This is a genomic window from Sphingobium sp. SA2, from assembly GCF_032227065.1.
GTDB lineage: Bacteria > Pseudomonadota > Alphaproteobacteria > Sphingomonadales > Sphingomonadaceae > Sphingobium.
Genome location: NZ_JAPMXX010000006.1, coordinates 161,003 through 178,321, shown reverse-complemented (window position 1 = coordinate 178,321; position 17,319 = coordinate 161,003). Strand labels below are relative to the sequence as shown.

Annotated in this window: 15 protein-coding genes and 2 pseudogenes; 9 read left to right on the top strand and 8 right to left on the bottom strand. The window is 56.7% G+C overall.

The features are described from left to right. Positions 1–17 precede the first annotated feature (17 nt). From tnpC (OVY48_RS08350) to OVY48_RS08335, 4 genes and pseudogenes are all read left to right on the top strand, one after another. Positions 18–1,373, top strand: a complete 1,356-nt coding sequence (tnpC, locus tag OVY48_RS08350; RefSeq protein ID WP_037477692.1) for an IS66 family transposase — start codon at positions 18–20, stop codon at positions 1,371–1,373. A 101-nt stretch (positions 1,374–1,474) separates the two neighbouring features. Further along, a complete protein-coding gene (gene tnpC / locus OVY48_RS08345; protein ID WP_037477692.1) occupies positions 1,475–2,830 on the top strand; it encodes an IS66 family transposase in 1,356 nt (451 codons plus the stop codon). Positions 2,831–2,872: 42 nt separating this feature from the next. After that, positions 2,873–3,262, top strand: a pseudogene (locus OVY48_RS08340) (transposase); the annotation flags it as partial. Continuing rightward, on the top strand, positions 3,262–3,558 hold the full coding sequence (locus OVY48_RS08335; RefSeq protein ID WP_313921605.1) for a hypothetical protein: 297 nt from the start codon (positions 3,262–3,264) through the stop codon (positions 3,556–3,558). The pseudogene OVY48_RS08340 and the gene OVY48_RS08335, both read left to right, overlap by 1 nt. Positions 3,559–3,796: 238 nt before the next feature. Here OVY48_RS08335 and OVY48_RS08330 read toward each other — a convergent pair whose 3' ends face one another. From OVY48_RS08330 to OVY48_RS08310, 5 genes and pseudogenes are all read right to left on the bottom strand, one after another. Beyond that, entirely contained in the window at positions 3,797–5,626 is a 1,830-nt protein-coding gene (locus OVY48_RS08330) for a hypothetical protein (RefSeq protein ID WP_313922476.1), read from the bottom strand. Between the two features lie 406 nt (positions 5,627–6,032). Next, positions 6,033–6,197 (bottom strand): DUF4214 domain-containing protein, encoded by a 165-nt coding sequence (locus tag OVY48_RS08325; RefSeq protein ID WP_237748795.1) that lies wholly within the window; start codon positions 6,195–6,197, stop codon positions 6,033–6,035. Positions 6,198–6,268: 71 nt separating this feature from the next. Continuing rightward, on the bottom strand, positions 6,269–6,868 hold the full coding sequence (locus OVY48_RS08320; protein WP_313922475.1) for a hypothetical protein: 600 nt from the start codon (positions 6,866–6,868) through the stop codon (positions 6,269–6,271). A 5-nt stretch (positions 6,869–6,873) separates the two neighbouring features. Beyond that, positions 6,874–9,270: a glycosyltransferase gene (locus tag OVY48_RS08315; protein ID WP_313922474.1), complete on the bottom strand. Its 2,397-nt coding sequence runs from the start codon at positions 9,268–9,270 to the stop codon at positions 6,874–6,876. 248 nt (positions 9,271–9,518) lie between these two features. Then, a pseudogene (locus OVY48_RS08310) lies at positions 9,519–9,631 on the bottom strand (IS5/IS1182 family transposase); the annotation flags it as partial. A 395-nt stretch (positions 9,632–10,026) separates the two neighbouring features. Between OVY48_RS08310 and OVY48_RS08305 the strand changes: the two are divergent. The 5 genes from OVY48_RS08305 to OVY48_RS08285 are packed head-to-tail and all read left to right on the top strand — an operon-like array spanning position 10,027 to position 13,656. Next, on the top strand, positions 10,027–10,785 hold the full coding sequence (locus OVY48_RS08305; RefSeq protein WP_313922473.1) for an SDR family NAD(P)-dependent oxidoreductase: 759 nt from the start codon (positions 10,027–10,029) through the stop codon (positions 10,783–10,785). A 24-nt stretch (positions 10,786–10,809) separates the two neighbouring features. Beyond that, on the top strand, positions 10,810–12,351 hold the full coding sequence (locus tag OVY48_RS08300) for an FAD-binding oxidoreductase (protein ID WP_313922472.1): 1,542 nt from the start codon (positions 10,810–10,812) through the stop codon (positions 12,349–12,351). Beyond that, on the top strand, positions 12,348–12,767 hold the full coding sequence (locus tag OVY48_RS08295; protein WP_313922471.1) for a cytochrome c: 420 nt from the start codon (positions 12,348–12,350) through the stop codon (positions 12,765–12,767). Before OVY48_RS08300 ends, OVY48_RS08295 begins: the two co-directional genes overlap by 4 nt. Continuing rightward, positions 12,764–13,285 carry a hypothetical protein gene (locus OVY48_RS08290; RefSeq protein ID WP_313922470.1) on the top strand — a complete coding sequence of 174 codons (522 nt, stop codon included), beginning with the start codon at positions 12,764–12,766 and terminating at the stop codon, positions 13,283–13,285. The genes OVY48_RS08295 and OVY48_RS08290 overlap by 4 nt, the downstream gene beginning before the upstream one ends. Continuing rightward, positions 13,282–13,656: a VOC family protein gene (locus tag OVY48_RS08285; RefSeq protein WP_313922469.1), complete on the top strand. Its 375-nt coding sequence runs from the start codon at positions 13,282–13,284 to the stop codon at positions 13,654–13,656. Before OVY48_RS08290 ends, OVY48_RS08285 begins: the two co-directional genes overlap by 4 nt. Positions 13,657–13,740: 84 nt before the next feature. Here OVY48_RS08285 and OVY48_RS08280 read toward each other — a convergent pair whose 3' ends face one another. The 3 genes from OVY48_RS08280 to OVY48_RS08270 all read right to left on the bottom strand — a co-directional run bounded on the left by OVY48_RS08280 (position 13,741) and on the right by OVY48_RS08270 (position 17,319). Next, a complete protein-coding gene (locus OVY48_RS08280; protein ID WP_313922468.1) occupies positions 13,741–16,059 on the bottom strand; it encodes a TonB-dependent receptor domain-containing protein in 2,319 nt (772 codons plus the stop codon). A 323-nt stretch (positions 16,060–16,382) separates the two neighbouring features. Continuing rightward, complete coding sequence (locus OVY48_RS08275) at positions 16,383–16,895, bottom strand: nuclear transport factor 2 family protein (RefSeq protein WP_313922467.1); 513 nt, start codon at positions 16,893–16,895, stop codon at positions 16,383–16,385. A gap of 22 nt (positions 16,896–16,917) precedes the next feature. Then, positions 16,918–17,319 (bottom strand): nuclear transport factor 2 family protein, encoded by a 402-nt coding sequence (locus OVY48_RS08270; RefSeq protein ID WP_313922466.1) that lies wholly within the window; start codon positions 17,317–17,319, stop codon positions 16,918–16,920.

Below are 17,319 nucleotides of genomic sequence, written 5' to 3'. Positions count from 1 at the left end.
GCTGATTCACCCTACGGATGTCACCGCCGCCGCTTCATGTGCTGACCGAAGCCGAGAAGAACGAGTTGCTGCTCGCGCAGCACGAGATGATCGAGCGACTGGTAGCGCGGATTTCTGAGTTGGAATCCCTGGTCGGCACGCCGCGCAAGACATCCAGGAATTCGCATATTCCGCCATCGAAGGACGACTTTGGCAAGCGCGGTGGCAAAGGCGGTAAGCCCAAGGCTGGCAAGCGCCCGCCGCGCGAAGGCAAGCACCGCCCATTGACCGAGACGCCGGACAAAACCGAACGCATCATGGCGGCAAGCTGCTGCCATTGCGGGACCGATATATCCTCGCAGGCCCAGCATTGCCGCCACCGCTACGATCATATCGACCTGCCGCCGATCCGTCCGATTGTGACCCGCATCGAATTGTTTGGTGCGCGCTGCGGGGGATGTGGCCGTCGCTACCGTGCCGCAGCACCGGCGGGCATGGAGCCGGGCACGCCGTTTGGCCCCGGCATCCGCTCGCTGCTGGCCTATCTGCATCACAGCCACCATGTCAGCTTCGAGCGACTTTCGCGCATTGCTGCGGAGCTGTTTGGCCTCACGATCTCCCAAGGGGCGATCGCCAACGCGTTCAGGCGTATGGAGGCCGGAATGACAGCAGCCACGAAGGCGATCACCGACAAGTTGCTCACGGCAAAGATTATCGCGTCCGATGAGACGTCCACGCGCACCAACGGCATTGCCCATTGGCAATGGGTCTTCCTCTCGAAAGACGCGGTTCTGCACAAGATCGCCCCGCGCCGGGCGCGCAGTGTTGCTGAGGAGGTGTTGGGCGGCCACCAACCTGATGTGTGGGTCTCCGATCGCTACGCTGGACAGCAGGAACTGGGCAAGGAGCATCAGGTCTGCCTCGCGCATGTCCTGCGCGATGTTCAGTATGCCATCGACTGCGGGGATACCGCCTTCGCCCCCAAAGTCCGCGACCACCTGCGCTGGGCGATCCGCATCGGCAAGCGACGAAGCAGCCTGAAGGACACAACGCTGGCCGCCTACGCTGCGAAGGCCGACAATCTGCTGACCCGCCTGGTACAGATGCCTGTCGCGCACCCTGCGGGACGTGTTCTGCTCAAACAAATCAAGGCTTGGCGAAGCAAGTTCTTCATCTTCCTCACCAACCGCAACGTCCCTGCGACCAACAATATATCAGAGCGCGAGATCCGCCCCTCAGTCGTGTTCCGCAAGGTCACCAACGGCTTCCGGTCCGACTGGGGCGCCCAGATCCACGCTGGATATCGATCCGTCACCGGAACCGCTCGTCTCAGCGGCAAATCGGCCCTCGTAGCCATCCGCGAACTCGTCGACGGCAGATTCATGGTCGCCTGATCAGCCCACCAATTGCCGACCCCGTGAGCAATTACCGTAATTGCTCACGGGGTTGGCAGAAAAGTATTGCGCGGAGGTCGATTGGCTGATTCACCCTACGGATGTCACCGCCGCCGCTTCATGTGCTGACCGAAGCCGAGAAGAACGAGTTGCTGCTCGCGCAGCACGAGATGATCGAGCGACTGGTAGCGCGGATTTCTGAGTTGGAATCCCTGGTCGGCACGCCGCGCAAGACATCCAGGAATTCGCATATTCCGCCATCGAAGGACGACTTTGGCAAGCGCGGTGGCAAAGGCGGTAAGCCCAAGGCTGGCAAGCGCCCGCCGCGCGAAGGCAAGCACCGCCCATTGACCGAGACGCCGGACAAAACCGAACGCATCATGGCGGCAAGCTGCTGCCATTGCGGGACCGATATATCCTCGCAGGCCCAGCATTGCCGCCACCGCTACGATCATATCGACCTGCCGCCGATCCGTCCGATTGTGACCCGCATCGAATTGTTTGGTGCGCGCTGCGGGGGATGTGGCCGTCGCTACCGTGCCGCAGCACCGGCGGGCATGGAGCCGGGCACGCCGTTTGGCCCCGGCATCCGCTCGCTGCTGGCCTATCTGCATCACAGCCACCATGTCAGCTTCGAGCGACTTTCGCGCATTGCTGCGGAGCTGTTTGGCCTCACGATCTCCCAAGGGGCGATCGCCAACGCGTTCAGGCGTATGGAGGCCGGAATGACAGCAGCCACGAAGGCGATCACCGACAAGTTGCTCACGGCAAAGATTATCGCGTCCGATGAGACGTCCACGCGCACCAACGGCATTGCCCATTGGCAATGGGTCTTCCTCTCGAAAGACGCGGTTCTGCACAAGATCGCCCCGCGCCGGGCGCGCAGTGTTGCTGAGGAGGTGTTGGGCGGCCACCAACCTGATGTGTGGGTCTCCGATCGCTACGCTGGACAGCAGGAACTGGGCAAGGAGCATCAGGTCTGCCTCGCGCATGTCCTGCGCGATGTTCAGTATGCCATCGACTGCGGGGATACCGCCTTCGCCCCCAAAGTCCGCGACCACCTGCGCTGGGCGATCCGCATCGGCAAGCGACGAAGCAGCCTGAAGGACACAACGCTGGCCGCCTACGCTGCGAAGGCCGACAATCTGCTGACCCGCCTGGTACAGATGCCTGTCGCGCACCCTGCGGGACGTGTTCTGCTCAAACAAATCAAGGCTTGGCGAAGCAAGTTCTTCATCTTCCTCACCAACCGCAACGTCCCTGCGACCAACAATATATCAGAGCGCGAGATCCGCCCCTCAGTCGTGTTCCGCAAGGTCACCAACGGCTTCCGGTCCGACTGGGGCGCCCAGATCCACGCTGGATATCGATCCGTCACCGGAACCGCTCGTCTCAGCGGCAAATCGGCCCTCGTAGCCATCCGCGAACTCGTCGACGGCAGATTCATGGTCGCCTGATCAGCCCACCAATTGCCGACCCCGTGAGCAATTACCAATTACCTGCATAGCTGGGCCGAGAAGCAACTCACCCGTATCTCGACCAAGGGAGACCTGGCGAAGGCCTTTCGCTACGCCCTGGGGCGCTGGCACGCCTTCAGCCTCTTTATCGACGATGGACGCGTCGCCATCGACAACAACGCTGCCGAGCGGGCTGTCCGGCCCATATGCCTGGGCAAGAAGAACTGGTTATTCGCCGGCTCCGAAACAGGCGCCGAAACCCTCGCCCGCGCCATGACGCTGATCGAAAGCGCCAAAATGAACGGTCTCGATCCACAAGCATACATCACCGACTTGCTCAATCGCATCCACGATCACAAGATCAACAGGATCGACGAGCTGTTACCCTGGAACTGGGTGCCGCTCACCATCCCGCTAGCACTGGCCGCCTGATGGCCGCCGTCACTTCCTTGCTCACCCTCGACTATGTCGCCAAGATACTCGACGAGAACGTGGAGTTGCTGGAAGCCATCGTTTCAAACGACGACAACCTCACCTACGGCGCCATCGTCAGCGTCCACACCGGTCTGGACGAGTCCATCACCGCGCTGACGGATCACGGCGTGGAAGAACTGACGGACATGCTTAGCCAAGCACGTCTCACGACCAAGGCCTGGCACCAATTCCTCGATGACTTTATCGACGATCCCGAGCTCGCCGCGCGCTTCAAGGCCCATAAGCCGCGGTAACAATCGGACGGTTACCTTGAACCGCAAGCTGCCTGAACATCTCGGATATCGGCGCTAAAAGGACTGAAATAGCGTCGATCGAATGTTGGGCGTGCTCAATCAACAGCGTTGTATCGCTACCCGCTATAACAAGACTGCCCTCTCGTTCGAGAGCGTCTACAATCTCTCTGCCCTACAACGATGGATCAAGTCTTTCGTCAAAATGACGTATTTTTTTGTCTATCATCTATTTATATTATTATTTAGACGAATTGTTACTAATTCTCTTCATCATAGTAGACCATCGGCGATCAAAGGCATCATACTCTTCTGCCCTTCCGCTAGAAATAAACTCAATTTCGGCGAGAGCCTGATGCATTTCTCCGCGTTGCTGTTCGAGCGCATGGTTTGCCTGCTGAACATCATGTTCAAGAGCGGAACATCTTTCCAAGGCTGCCTGCATTTTAGCCGCAACGGATATGCGGCCCTGTTCGCTCTCCGCATATCGGCGTTCAAGCGCGCCATAATAGGCCCGGCTTTGCGCCAACTCTTGCTCCAGCGTTTCAATCCGCCCCATGGCCTGTGCCAATTGACCGGTCAGCGACTGATGGTGCGCCTGCTTATCAGCCTCTGCCGCATCGAGCTGGTCGCTGAGCGCCCGCGCTCTATTCGCTGCCTGCTGAACATCATGTTCGAGGGCAGCGCATTTTTCCTGGGCTGCCTGCATTTCTGCCGCGACGGATATGCGGCCCTGTTCGCTCTCCGCATATCGGCGATCAAGCTCGCCATAATACGCCCGGCTCTGCGCCAACTCTTGCTCCAGCGTTTCAATCCGCCCCATGGCCTGTGCCAATTGATCGGTCAGCGATTGATGGAGCGCACGCTCTGCCTGCAAATCCCGTTCTGCTTCTTGTAGGCGCAAGACACTATTTTCCAGATCGTCTGATGCGGTCTTTATCCGCGCCGCCAATTCCTCCGCTTGTCGGTTGGCGGCGGACTGAGTCTCATTCAGTTCATCGGTAACGGCATTAAAACGCTCCTGCAAATGCCTGTGAGCAACGTCACCCATTTCCAGTTGAAGATGCGCTGATCCCGCTATGCGACAATATTGCTCATACCCTTCCCGAAAGGCTGCAAGTTCGCTATCTACGGCAAGGCGAAGCATATCGTCATTGGTGCCATCGATACCTTGCGCAAACAGTGAGCGCACCATGCTAACGACGCGATCTATGTCCTCGATCAATCTTTGCGGTGCTGAAATGATATCGCTGTAGTCAGACAGATCGACGCTTAAAGATGTATGACCCATGATCATACGCTCAGCTATGTCTAAATCAGATTTTGATGGGGACTTGCTGAAGTCAATTTTTATATCAAAATGATCTTTATATCTAAAGTTCATGTAAATATGAATACATAAAAAACCGATAAGTAGGATATCATGATCGTCTTTTGAATAAACTTCACCGGAAATATTTTCCGCCAAAAAACTTTTGATTTTTAATATAAAATCTTTCTGATTTTTTGAATTTACTGTTTTCAAAATTGTTTTAAAAAAATATGGATTGCAATTTTGTGATTGATTTGAGTAAGAAAACCATTGGTTAAGAAGGCTTCTCTTGATAAAAATGTGTGTGCCGCCAATTTGGCTCTTTATCATATCAACGCGTGCGATGCTTCGCGTACAAGATAGAACGGGCACTCGGCGATTCTGCTGTGCCAGATTCACAAGAGAAGCAAGATAGGCGCTTGTTTTATTAACTCGGTCACGGTCGCCATTGAATTCCAGAAAAAAATCTGAAAACGCCATTTCTTGGTCAAAGCCCTCTATGCCTTTGACTTTCTTGAGAAGTGGGCTGAATTCTGAAAAATAGGGCGCACCTGCTGGGTGGTGGGAATTCCAAGTCGAAGGAGATTGCAGAATATTCTTGAAATTTATATCTTCAAGAATTTCGTTGAATATTTCATAGTAGCAATAACATTTGGGATTTTCTCTGAACTTAGACCAAAGCCAAGTGCTTCCAGTTCGGAATGATGAATGCAAGAATATCGGCTTGAAAATTTCATCATCATGTTTGCGAACTGTCATTGATTTTCCTGATAATCAATTAGCAGATAGAAATATTTATATACTAATATCAATTAAACGATTTTATCGGATGAAAAATAAAATAATGCAGAAATGCATAATTCGTAAACAGATATATTTTTAACAAACCCGTCGAGTGCGATGTGAATTATCATCTACGGCACTGCTAAAAAGCCTTGTGGGAATAGGGCTGCCGCATCTGGCGCAGCAATCCATTTCTGTTACCAGTGCAAACCCCTATACAGCACTAATGAATCCTATTACGGTGGATGACCTGTCACACGGCGCAATCAATGATGACTACGATCCTGGAGAATCTGCTAGATATTTGAGTATCTGCTAGATATTTTGAAGGCGTGATTACCTTCACTAGCGACAGCCTAGTGCGACAGATCTACCGTCAGGGTCACCGTACTATATGTTTTCCTGCAAATTCTTCGCTTTCGATTATTTGCGCAATCATCTCAATACGGGATGTCCCGATATTCAATTGATGCGCGATTGCATCCTCACTCTCAGGCTCGCGACCGAGAAAAATTTTGTAGATCCAAATCACATCTTCACGGCTCATGGCCATATCACTGCCCTCATATTTATAACTATATTTGCCTTTTTGGCGGTAGATTTTATACCCGCAGAAATCTAATTTGAGGCATGGCCATCAGAGCTATCGACGTCGCCTGAATTTGCCTCTTTTATAATATTGATTGTCATTTCTATATATTTTTGGCGAATGACTTCGGCCTTATCTCTGGAGTCGATCAACTCGCTTTGCAGACGCTCATTCTCCTGCTGCATCATAGCAAGGCGCATTTCACTTTCATCCAAAGCAGCGATCAGGCGGGCACGTTCATTCTCTCGTTCCGCCAAGGCTGCACTGGTCTCGATTGACAAGGTCGCGAGCACTTCACGCAAATCACGCAATCTACCATTTTCATTCAAAGCGGCCGCCAATTTATCCTGAAACGCCGCCGCCGATGCCTTGTAACGATCCCGTTCAAACCGCATGTCCTCGGCGTTCAGCCGCATCTTGCGCTGATCTACCTGGAGGTTGCAAATTGCTTCGCCAAGCTTAAGCAACTCGAACGCTTCCCGACTGCGTGTGTCTACTCCCACCTGTTTGACTTTCGAGATAGTCGGGCTTTTATCTGACGTATCGCTGCGCACGGTCACGCCTTTACGTTCGCCTTCATCCATAATTTCATTGTTCCCATCGTTCAATCGACCTGTGCCGTTAGTCATCTGTCTTACAATCCCAGCTCTTGCAAACGACGCTCTTGGGCGCGGATCACCGCTTCAGTTCCATGGTTGGCAATGATTTTGGCTCGTGCGCGTTCCAACATCTCATCATTGTCGTTCGCGTCATCTACGGCCTTCCTCATCTGCCAGGCAGCGTGGGAGATGTCCGGGTCTGCCCATACCTGGCCTGCCGCGAACGGATAATCGCCGGCCTTTAGTTCTTTGAGCTTATATTCGACCGGATAGCCGGTGTCGGTTGTCACTAGGTCGGTCGTGGCCGAGTAGTCCGTCGCGATGACGGGCGTGCCAAGTGCCATAGCTTCGGCAATAAGCAGCCCCAACCCTTCGCTGCGGTGCAGGGACACAACGCAATCGGCAGCCTGCACCAATCCGAGCATCTCGGCGCGGGTTAGTTCCGCTTCCAGGATATGCACGTCTAGGCTATTGTCTATTGCATCGCGGATACGCTTCAATTCGTCCGGTACATGATGCGAGTTCACGCATTTTATGACCAGAGAAACATGGTCGCTATAATAAGTTCCTTTGAAGGCTGCACTGAAAGCAGCGATGACAGCTTCAGGATTTTTCCGACTTCTGAATGAAAGGAAGTCGAAGGAGAAAAGGAAAATGAAGCGTTCCTCCGGCAACCTCAAGGATTTACGATCAAAGATTTGGTCAGTCGTAAAATCAAGCGAGACAGGCATGTGGATCACCGGCTTATTTGTCTTCATGACAAGGCCCGATTGGATGAATCGGGAAGGAGCCCATATCTCGTCGACATGATCGAAAGAGCTAATCCAGGCATCGGGAAAGTCGGCAAGTTCCCAAAATGGCATTGCAACGCGATATGCGTCGTTCCCTAAGCGGTCGTTATAGCTGCTCTGCACCAACGGCAGTTGATCGGCATTGATATTAAATAGGTGCAAACGACCGCCCGGCTTATCGCTCAAGAAGGCCTCCACCTCCATGTTAGTGCGCGAAGAGGCGACATTCAGATCAATGTCCATGCCATCAACCCGACGACCGGAACCGGCAAGAGATTTAAGGGTCAGTCTTCCAACCTCACCCACCCCGGTGTTGGCCGTGAGGTAACCAATAACGGATATGTCAGTGTCTGAAGAGTGGGCTGCGGGAGGACGATTCTTCTGCTTCCACCTGCGTGCATTGCTGACCCGCTCTACGATTGCGTGCGTAAGGCGAGGATCAATGCCCGATTGGTGGCTATGCCGAACGAACCATTGAGAAAGGCCAGTTACGCCCGACGCCGTGGTGAGATCGTACGTGGCTCGCAGATAGTCTGATGTCTGCCAAAGGGCGTGCATGAGATTAGTACATACTAACCCGTCGGGAGCCTCCGCTGTACCTAGAGAGGGCTGCTCCAAATAGCTTTGGAAATTTTCAAATGGATTTCCGTCCCATGTAAGATGCTGATTTCGAAAATATTGGCGCACGAATGTTGGTATCTTCGCTCCACTTTTGAAACAATCGTAGACATAATTTGCCTTTGGAGTGGAATATAATCCATTTCTCTTCAGGTCATTCTTATAGTCATGCAACAGGCTTATTAACGCATCGCCATTATTTTCAGAAAACATTGTCGTATGCTTAGAAAGCTGTTGAGAATTCCGAGGATCATATCCACTAAAGTGGAAAAATATAAGTGGCTCTCCATCCATCAGCCAATCTTCGTCACCATCTTCTTCGAGATATCGTTGGAAGAGGTTCCAATAGGCAGCATTAAGCGTCGTATTACGCAAAATAGCGACATCAGGAAGGAAGCCAGGAACCAAATCCATGAACTTCTGGTCCACGAAGATGCCGTCATTTTGGGCATTGATGCACTGGTATCGCAGACGGCGCGCCCACCAGCGCAGTACCTCTTCGACGCCTTCGCTGCGGCGAAACGCGGCGAAGCCCAAATTGTAGATCCCGGCGCGCATAATGGTAATGTCATCAGGCGGCGTTGTTGTCTCGGCAGGTTCCGTCAGATGAGGCGTGAACACCGCCCGCGCTCCGGCATCGAGAGCGTCGAAAACAGGCGTGATTTCGCGATATACTTTGATATCTGGATCGAAATAGACAACCCGATCATAGTTCTGCTCAAACAGATGCAGAAACATATACGGCTTGGCCGCCGTGTTCATCTCCATAATATCGTACCGAAAAGCAAAACCGGGAAAATCCGGTATTCCTAACTCGGATGCTTCCAAAATCTGACACTTCTCAGGGTAGAAGTCTTTTGCCCCTACCTTGGCATCGGCGAGGCAGAGAAAGTGATCAGCGTCAGGATGCGCCGCGACTGATGAATTTATCAGCGTGCGAGTATATGGCATGTAATTATTTGAGCTGATCGTGAAAATCGCTGTTCGATTATTATTTTCAACAGGCATTGTACCGCGCAACATCCCTATTCCTTAAATTGAGCGCTCGGTCGATCGCCTCGTGCTCCGCCGGGGGTAACGAAGCTCCTCGCGCAAAGCAACGGCGGAGCGCGCCTCGATCAAGATAGCGAGCAGAACCGTCCACCGCCGCGACCTTAACGGCACCTTCTCACCCATTATGCCCACTTTTCAATATATTGCTATTCATTCAGGTCAAGGCTCGTTGACAAGAGCCAGAAGATCAAGACGCCTTGAGGCGTTTGTGGTGTGGTCGGGCGGTTCGGGGATCTTCGGCCAGGAATGCGGGGCTTGATGCCCTTTGACGCAAAGCATCATTGAACTCGTCGGCATCATGGCCCCTGTCGGCAAGCAGCCATTGCGTCTGCAGATATCGATGCCGCGCTCGAAGATCAGGTCTTCTACGCACCGCAGGCTAAGCGGGTAGCGGACATACATCAGCACCTCCAGCCGGATCACTTTCTGTGACGAGTGGAAATCACCTCACTCCATCTGCAGCCTCCAGCTTCGCTTTGCTCAAGCTCCACCGATATGGCAGTGATGAGCGTAATATTCGCTACCAACTAGCCGGTCTGCTTGGTGGGGGCAGATCAGATGAGCGTTTCTTCTCGGCCACTGCGCCTTGTGGATCAGGCAGAAAATCTCTCCATGAGGTCATGTCTGATCCTGACCGGCCACCTCGCCTTGACACACATGCGCCCTTTCACATACTAACGATCGTTATCAAAAAAGAGTCGGCGATGACCGAAGGAACGAGGCGAGATGGATCCCAGGGGCAAGCTTGCGGTCATTACTGGAGGGGCGTCTGGATTAGGCGCTGCGCTGGCTGCAAAACTCCAGGCGGAGGGCGCGCAGACGGTCGTGATGGACGTTCACCCACCGGCCAATGCGGGTTCGCAATTTCTGGCCTGTGATATCACGGACGCGCAGGCTGTCGAAAAGGCACTGGACGGCCTGGACGGCGCGATCGCCATTCTCGCCAATTGCGCCGGGATCGGCGGCCTCGGTCCGATTGCGACGCCGGATGCACCAGGCAATGCCGCCGATTTCCGTAGGGTGCTGGACGTCAACCTGATGGGGGCCATGCATGTGACGCGCGTGGTGGCGCACCGCATGATCGGCAATGCGCCTGACAGCGCGGACGGCGAGCGGGGCATCATCGTGAACGCCTGCTCGATCGCGTCGTTCGAGGGGCAGGAGGCTATGGGCAGCTATACCGCGTCCAAGGCGGCGTTGGCGGCGCTCACGCTTGTCTGGGCGCGCGATCTTTCCCGGTACGCCATTCGGTGCGTCGGCGTTGCGCCCGGTTTTTTCGATACGCCGATGACGGCCCATTTGCCGCCCGATCTGGTGCAGGAACTGGTCGATGGTGCTGAATTCCCCAAGCGCGCCGGGCGTGCCGAAGAGTTTGCAGACGCGGCGCTGTTCCTGATCCGCAATCCTTACATCAATGCCGAGGTGCTGCGTCTCGATGGCGGGGCGCGGCCACCGGCGCGCACCCGCTGGACGGCCCCGGCCTGATTTGACCTGAAAGGCAGTTCCGACATGCAACCGCTCGACCCCGCCATAGCCGCCGCCGCACGCCAAGCCTTCGCTGCGATCGTCGGCGCGGACCATGTGTTTTTCAATGAGGAGGATCAACTCTCCTATCAGGACAAGTTCGCGGTCGATGATGCCCTGCATCATCCCGCCGGTGCTGTCGCTCCAGCGACCGTCGAGGAAATCCAGGCGATCCTGAAAGTGGCAAGCGAGCGCAAATTGCCGCTCTGGCCGATCAGTCGCGGCAAAAATCTGGGCTATGGCGGCAGCGCGCCCTTGCTGGCGGGATCGGTCATTCTCGATCTCTCGCGCATGCGGAAGATCGACTATGACGAGGCCAATGGCACCGTTTTGCTGGAGCCGGGGGTCAGCTTCTATGATCTGTATGATTTCCTGAAATCGAAAGGCATGAAGCACTGGCTGTCGGTGCCGGGCAATAGCTGGGGGTCGGTGCTGGGCAATGCGTTGGATCGCGGCGTTGGCTACACGCCCTATGGCGAGCATACGACCAAGATTTGCGGCATCGAGGCGGTGATGGCCGATGGGATGGTGGTGCGCACCGGCATGGGCGCGCTCGATGGCGCGCCGACATGGCAGCTCTACAAATTCGGCTTTGGCCCATCATGGGACCAGATGTTCGTACAGTCGAACTTCGGCATCGTGACCAAGATGGGCCTGTGGCTGATGCCCGCGCCGGAATCGCTGATGGGCATGGATATCGAATTTGAGCGGCCCGAGGATCTGGGTCCGTTGGTCGATGCGCTAGCGCCCTTGCGGCGTGAAGGTCTGCTCCAGCAATCGCCGACCATCGGCAACTGGCTGCGCGCGGCGGCCACCCTTACGACGCGTGGCGAGTGGACGGACAAGCCGGGCGCCCTGTCTGACGAGGTCATTGCGGCGATCCGCAAGAAGTTCGCTGTTGGCTGGTGGGGCGTGAGCCTGCGCCTATATGGCCGCGAGGATATGAACAAGGCGGCCTATGCGGTGCTGGAGCGGGAGATGGGCAAGCTCAAGCCGATGAGCCTGCGCCCCACCACCTGGAAAACCGGAGAGCCGATCGAGGCGACCGGCTGGACCGGCACGCCGCTGACCTTCCCGATGCAGAATGCCAACTGGCATGGCGGGCGCGGCGGCCATATCGGCTTTTCGCCGATCCTGCCCCAATCAGGCAAGGCGGCACTGGCGCAGTTTCAGCGCACCTATGCCTGTTACAAGGAGTTTGGCATGGATTATCAGGCGAGCTTCGCCTTTGGCGAGCGCCACCTCATCAATGTGAACGCGGTGCTGCTGGACAAGGATGATCCGGCGATGATGAAGCGGGTCGACCCTTTCCTTAAGCGGTTGATCGCGGATGCCAAGGCGCAAGGCTATGGCGAGTATCGCACCCATCTCGATTATATGGATGCCGTCGCGGACACCTATGACTTCAATGGGGGCGCGCTCGCCAAGCTCAATCGCACGGTGAAGGATGCGCTCGATCCACAGGGCATCATCGCGCCGGGCAAGAGCGGCATCTGGCCCACGTCGATGATGGGAGCGAAGGCATGACCGGCATGGGCGTGGGCGCAATACGGCGGGCAGGGATACTGATCCTGCTGGGGTTCAGCGCGTGCAGCAGCGGCGCGGACAACAAGGTTGTCGCGACCGAGCAAAGCAAGGGGCCACCGCCCATGCCGGCGCCAGAGACGATATCATCCCGCCCCAACGCCGGGCCGGGTGAGCGGCTATATCTGGACAAATGCGCCATGTGTCATGGCCCCGCAGGGATGGGCACTGGCCTGCTGGCGCGGCGGACGGAGCAGCCACTGCTTGAAAAGCGCACGGACCTGACGTCCGAATTCGTCATGCAAGCGGTGCGGATGGGCATCGGCAATATGCCCGCGATCCCGCGCGGCGAGGCGAGCGATGCGGAACTCAAGCAGATCGCCGATTATCTTTCGGCCGAAAAGGGGAGCGGGCAATGATGCCGGTGTCGAGGCGCGGCCTGGTTGCGGGTGCCGCCATTGCCGCGGCCGCCGCTGCGACGCTACGTTCGCCCGTGCTGGCCCATGAAGGGCAGCCGGTGCTGCTCTATGATACGAGTCTCGCTGCAAGCGCGCGCTTTGCCGCCCATGTCGGCAGGCTGGACGGGTCGGCTCAGCCGATGGACGGCGACCGGGTGCGCCAGGTGCAGGCCTTGGTTCGAACCCGGCCAGCCGCCTTCTTCGGCGTATCCCGTCATGCCGATGCGGTGATGGTGAGCGAGGTTGCGCAGGAGGCGGGCTATCGCCGGATTTCGCTGATCCAGCATCGCGTCGCAGGCGATATGGTGCCGATCTGCGTGCCCGAAGCGACATCGCTTGCAACCTTGGCGCGGCTGGCTGGCGGGCGCTGGCCGGAGGCGTTTGCGGAATTGGCCATCGGTGGGATCGAGCGCTGCGAGCCGCTATCCTATGCCAGTGCCGCCGAGCCGGCCTTCAGCTGGGTGCTGATGCTGCGATGAGCGCGGGGCAGTTCAGCTTCATCAAGCTGTACGTCGCCGATCTCGATTCCATGATCGCTTTCTATACGGCGGTTTTCGATATGGCGGTTCATATCCGCATCGATGAGGCCGATTTCGAGGAAGTGCTGCTGCGGCAGGATGGCCATGGCTTCATGCTGGGTCTGCTGGACTGGAAGAGCGGTGGAAATGGGGATGAGCGGCCAGCGGCGGGCGTCATCGGCTTCGTCACGCAGGATGCCGATGCTGCTGTCGCGCGGGCGATCAAGGCCGGGGCGAGGATCAAGCGCGCGCCCTTCAATATTCCGGGCACGCGCGTCGCGCTGATCGATGACCCGGAGGGGCATGAGATCGAATTGGTGCAGTTTCTCTAGCCCTGCCGCGTGACAGTCCCCGGCCAACAAAAAGAGCGCCCCGGCCAATGTGGACGGGGCGCTCTTCATTCGCCGAGCGGCGTGTCAGAATTTGCGCTTCACGCTGAAGATGATTTCGCGCGGACGACCGGGCTGTCCATAGGCATTGCCTGATTGGGCGAAGCGGTCATATTTGTTCACGAAGTAGAATTCGTCGGTGAGGTTGGTAGCCGCCAGCGCCGCTTCCCATGCATCGTCGGGCGTGCGGTAGGTCAGGCGCGCATTGAGCAGCCCGCGCGATTCCACGCGGCCGAATTCGAAGTTCGGGATATTGTTGGGGATCGTTGTTTCGAACTTCGATTGCCAGGTATAGTCGAGGCGCGGCGTGAGCGAGCCATGCTTGCCGAGTTCCACCTCATATTGCACGCCGGCCGCATATTTCCACTTCGAGACGAATGGTGCCTCGGTGGTTCCGGGGATGATGCCGCTGCCCAACGCCGCGCTTGTGAAGCGGAAATCGGTGTAGCTGACGGAGCCGTCGATCGAGAGGCCAGGCACGGGCCGCGCGTCGAATTCCAGTTCCAGACCGTCGATCTTGGCGTCGCCGATGTTCCGGGTGGCCGAACAGAAGGGGAAACCGGGCGGGCTGATGTCGGGGCAGCTCGACGTGAGCCCCTGATAATTTTTGTAGCTATTGTGATAATAGGCGCCGTTCAGGCGCAGTTTCCGATCAAGCCACATGCTCTTGAAGCCGGCTTCATAGCTGGTCGAGGTTTCCTGTTCGAACGGAACCAGCTGTTGTGCGAGATAGGGACGCGGATTGACGCCGCCGCCCTTGAAGCCCGTCGCGACCTGCGCATAGAAGCGCACGTCCGGCGCGACCTCATAATCCACAGCGACGCGATAGTCCCAGCGTTTGCCGGCAAATTCACCGACAAGACCATCCAGCGAGGCGACGCGGGGATCGGTCGGCAGGCCGGGGATGGGGCTCATGCGGCGAAATGTGTAGCTTTTGTCTTCGTCGGTATAGCGAATGCCGCCCGTGATGTTGAGCTGATCCGTGGCATGAAGGACGCCGTGCAGAAAGGCGGATTTGGACGTCTGTTCGAACGGGTCGTCATAGAAGAAATCGAGACCCGCGACGCCGACCTGGATGCGTCCGCTCTGGTTGCTGTCGCCCTTATAATAATAGACGCCCGTCGTGACTTCGAGCATATCGCCGAATTCGGCGGACAGGCGGAGTTCCTGGGTGAACTGTTCGTGCAGGAATCCGCTCGCATTGTTCGAGATATCTTCGGGCGAATTGTCCGCATCCCAGGAGCTGGCACCCTTGGCGTAGCGGTATGCCGTGATCGACTTTAACGAAAACATGTCGGACAGGGTGATATCGAGCGTGTTGGAAACGCCCCAACTGCGCAGATTGCTCTGACCCTTGTTCGTATATTGATTGGCTGTGCCGGGAAGACCCGTGTAATTGGCATAGCTTGTGTAGCTGTTTGGCGCGGTGAGATAATTGCGCCCATCGACGGGGGGCAGGAAGAGCGCCTTGCCCGGCGATGCTTCCGAACTGTCCTGCGTGAAATCGGCAATCAGGTTATTCTCGATCCGGTCGGATGCGATCCAACGCAAGGCGCCGCGCACGGCATAGATATTCTGGCCGCCCTCCGTACCGATCACGCAATCATCGGCAGGCGAGGCGAAGGTGCCGCCGGGGGCCGCAACCCCGGTAACGCAGCCATAGTCGAGCCGTTTGAAGAAGCCGTCGACATGACGGGCAAGGCCGGAGATGCGCGCATAGAGCTTGTCTTGCGCCAGGGTGATGTTCGTTGCGCCGCGCAGGCCCACGCGGTTGAAGGAGCCGTACAAGGCTTCGACATAGGCATCGGAATCATCATCGGGACGGCGGGAGAAGAGTTTGATCGACCCGCCGATGGAGTTTTTGCCAGACAGCGTGCCTTGCGGCCCGCGCAAAATCTCGATGCGGTCCAGATCCACCAGATCGAACGCCGCACCCGAACTGATGCCGTAATAGACGTCATCGATATAGATGCCGACGCCGGGTTCATTCGGGAACTGGAAATCGGTGGCGCCGATACCCCGGATGTTGACGGCTGCGGTCTGCGCGCCGCCGCCCTGACCACCAGCGGAGAAGGTGACGCTCGGCGCGCGCTGCGCGACGGACTCGACGCTGGTCTGGCTGCGTGCTTCCATGAGCGATGCGTCCACGGCCGTAATGGCAAGCGGCGCTTCCTGCACGCTTTGATTGCGGAACTGTGCGGTGACGATGATATCGCTGATACCCTGATCATCGCGCGCGGATGCGGCCGCATTTGTTTCCTGAGCCAGGACAGGCGTGGCGATCGACCAGGCCATCGCACCAAAGGCAACGCCGAACCGGACCGAGAGCAGCTGATTTTTAGACATATTTCCTCCCCAATGCCTCAAGGGAGTGCCTGCATTGCCGACTACCATCATGCCGCGGATCAGGGCTTATTGCCACCGTCAACGCTGCACGCGGGTAAGGTCGGACACCCTATGGCAGACCTCTCCTTCACTCGACTCTAGCCCGCGGAACCGCTTGCTGGTCATGCGATAACCATAACGAACGTTATCAATATGGGCAAGAGCAAGAATGATAATAATATCGTTCGTTATTATTAATTGTATCGATTCCGTATGCGCGGTTCGCACTTCGAGACTGATGATGGTGATGGATGCGAGGGTCGGAATGCCCCAGGGGGCAAAAGCTAACGCCCGATCTTATTGTCGTTGGGGTCGAGTTTCAGCATGTCCGCGCTCTTCATCGCGGGATCCCAATGTTCGACGATCCTGCCATTTTCGATGCGGAACAGATCGAACCAGCTAGTGTGATAGATTTTGCCATCACCGTCTTTCTCGGTGCGGACGAAGGTGAAGTTCACCATGTCCCGCTCGGCGATGATCGATACCAGCGGCAGTTCGATGTGCGGCAAAATCTCGCGCTGTGGCCGTGATCCGCGAATGAAGGCTTGCAAGGCTTCGACGCCGCTCACCACATTGGGATTATGCTGGATGTAGTGCGGGCCGATGAAATCCGGTGCCTGGTCGGCATGGCCTGCTTGCAGCACGGTGCGATACATATCGTAGCATAGCCGTTTGTTGGCGGCGAGAACGGGATCGTCGCTGTGCAGCAATTGCGCGTGATCGGCCGCGATCACGGGCGCGGTCTGGCCGTCGGTCGCATCGATGGCCGGCTTCAAACTCGTGGTGCGTTCGCTCATCTCATCCTCGCCTCAATTGCGATCACCAGGGCTTTGGCCATTTGCGGGTGTCGTCCCAATGTTCGACGATCATGCCATCTTCCAGCCGGAACATATCGAAGGCATGGCCTGTATAGGTCGCGCCCGGAACATTTGGATCGTCCTGCTCCTGCTCCCAGATCACCACCACATGATCGCCCTGTGCCACAGTGCGGACCAGCTCCTTGTAGCGGGGCGGATTGAAGTCGGCTGGCGTATCCTTGATGATGTCGACCAGCCGCAACAGATGCTCCCGGCCCGAAGGCATGTTGACATTATGCTGGATATAGCCGGGCGCGATGTAGCGCAGAACCGCCTCGCGGCTCCCTTCGCGGATCACCTTTTGCCACATGTCGATGACGATGCGGCTGTTGCGTTCTTCGAGCGTTTCCTCGGCGGCGGTCAT

Excerpts from the sequence above, each read along its gene's own strand:
- tnpC (WP_037477692.1), top strand. The coding sequence starts at position 18 with ATGTCACCGCCGCCGCTTCATGTGCTGACCGAAGCCGAGAAGAACGAG.
- tnpC (WP_037477692.1), top strand. The coding sequence starts at position 1,475 with ATGTCACCGCCGCCGCTTCATGTGCTGACCGAAGCCGAGAAGAACGAG.
- OVY48_RS08335 (WP_313921605.1), top strand. The coding sequence starts at position 3,262 with ATGGCCGCCGTCACTTCCTTGCTCACCCTCGACTATGTCGCCAAGATA.
- OVY48_RS08330 (WP_313922476.1), bottom strand. The coding sequence starts at position 5,626 with ATGACAGTTCGCAAACATGATGATGAAATTTTCAAGCCGATATTCTTG.
- OVY48_RS08325 (WP_237748795.1), bottom strand. The coding sequence starts at position 6,197 with ATGAGCCGTGAAGATGTGATTTGGATCTACAAAATTTTTCTCGGTCGC.
- OVY48_RS08320 (WP_313922475.1), bottom strand. The coding sequence starts at position 6,868 with ATGACTAACGGCACAGGTCGATTGAACGATGGGAACAATGAAATTATG.
- OVY48_RS08315 (WP_313922474.1), bottom strand. The coding sequence starts at position 9,270 with ATGTTGCGCGGTACAATGCCTGTTGAAAATAATAATCGAACAGCGATT.
- OVY48_RS08305 (WP_313922473.1), top strand. The coding sequence starts at position 10,027 with ATGGATCCCAGGGGCAAGCTTGCGGTCATTACTGGAGGGGCGTCTGGA.
- OVY48_RS08300 (WP_313922472.1), top strand. The coding sequence starts at position 10,810 with ATGCAACCGCTCGACCCCGCCATAGCCGCCGCCGCACGCCAAGCCTTC.
- OVY48_RS08295 (WP_313922471.1), top strand. The coding sequence starts at position 12,348 with ATGACCGGCATGGGCGTGGGCGCAATACGGCGGGCAGGGATACTGATC.
- OVY48_RS08290 (WP_313922470.1), top strand. The coding sequence starts at position 12,764 with ATGATGCCGGTGTCGAGGCGCGGCCTGGTTGCGGGTGCCGCCATTGCC.
- OVY48_RS08285 (WP_313922469.1), top strand. The coding sequence starts at position 13,282 with ATGAGCGCGGGGCAGTTCAGCTTCATCAAGCTGTACGTCGCCGATCTC.
- OVY48_RS08280 (WP_313922468.1), bottom strand. The coding sequence starts at position 16,059 with ATGTCTAAAAATCAGCTGCTCTCGGTCCGGTTCGGCGTTGCCTTTGGT.
- OVY48_RS08275 (WP_313922467.1), bottom strand. The coding sequence starts at position 16,895 with ATGAGCGAACGCACCACGAGTTTGAAGCCGGCCATCGATGCGACCGAC.
- OVY48_RS08270 (WP_313922466.1), bottom strand. The coding sequence starts at position 17,319 with ATGACCGCCGCCGAGGAAACGCTCGAAGAACGCAACAGCCGCATCGTC.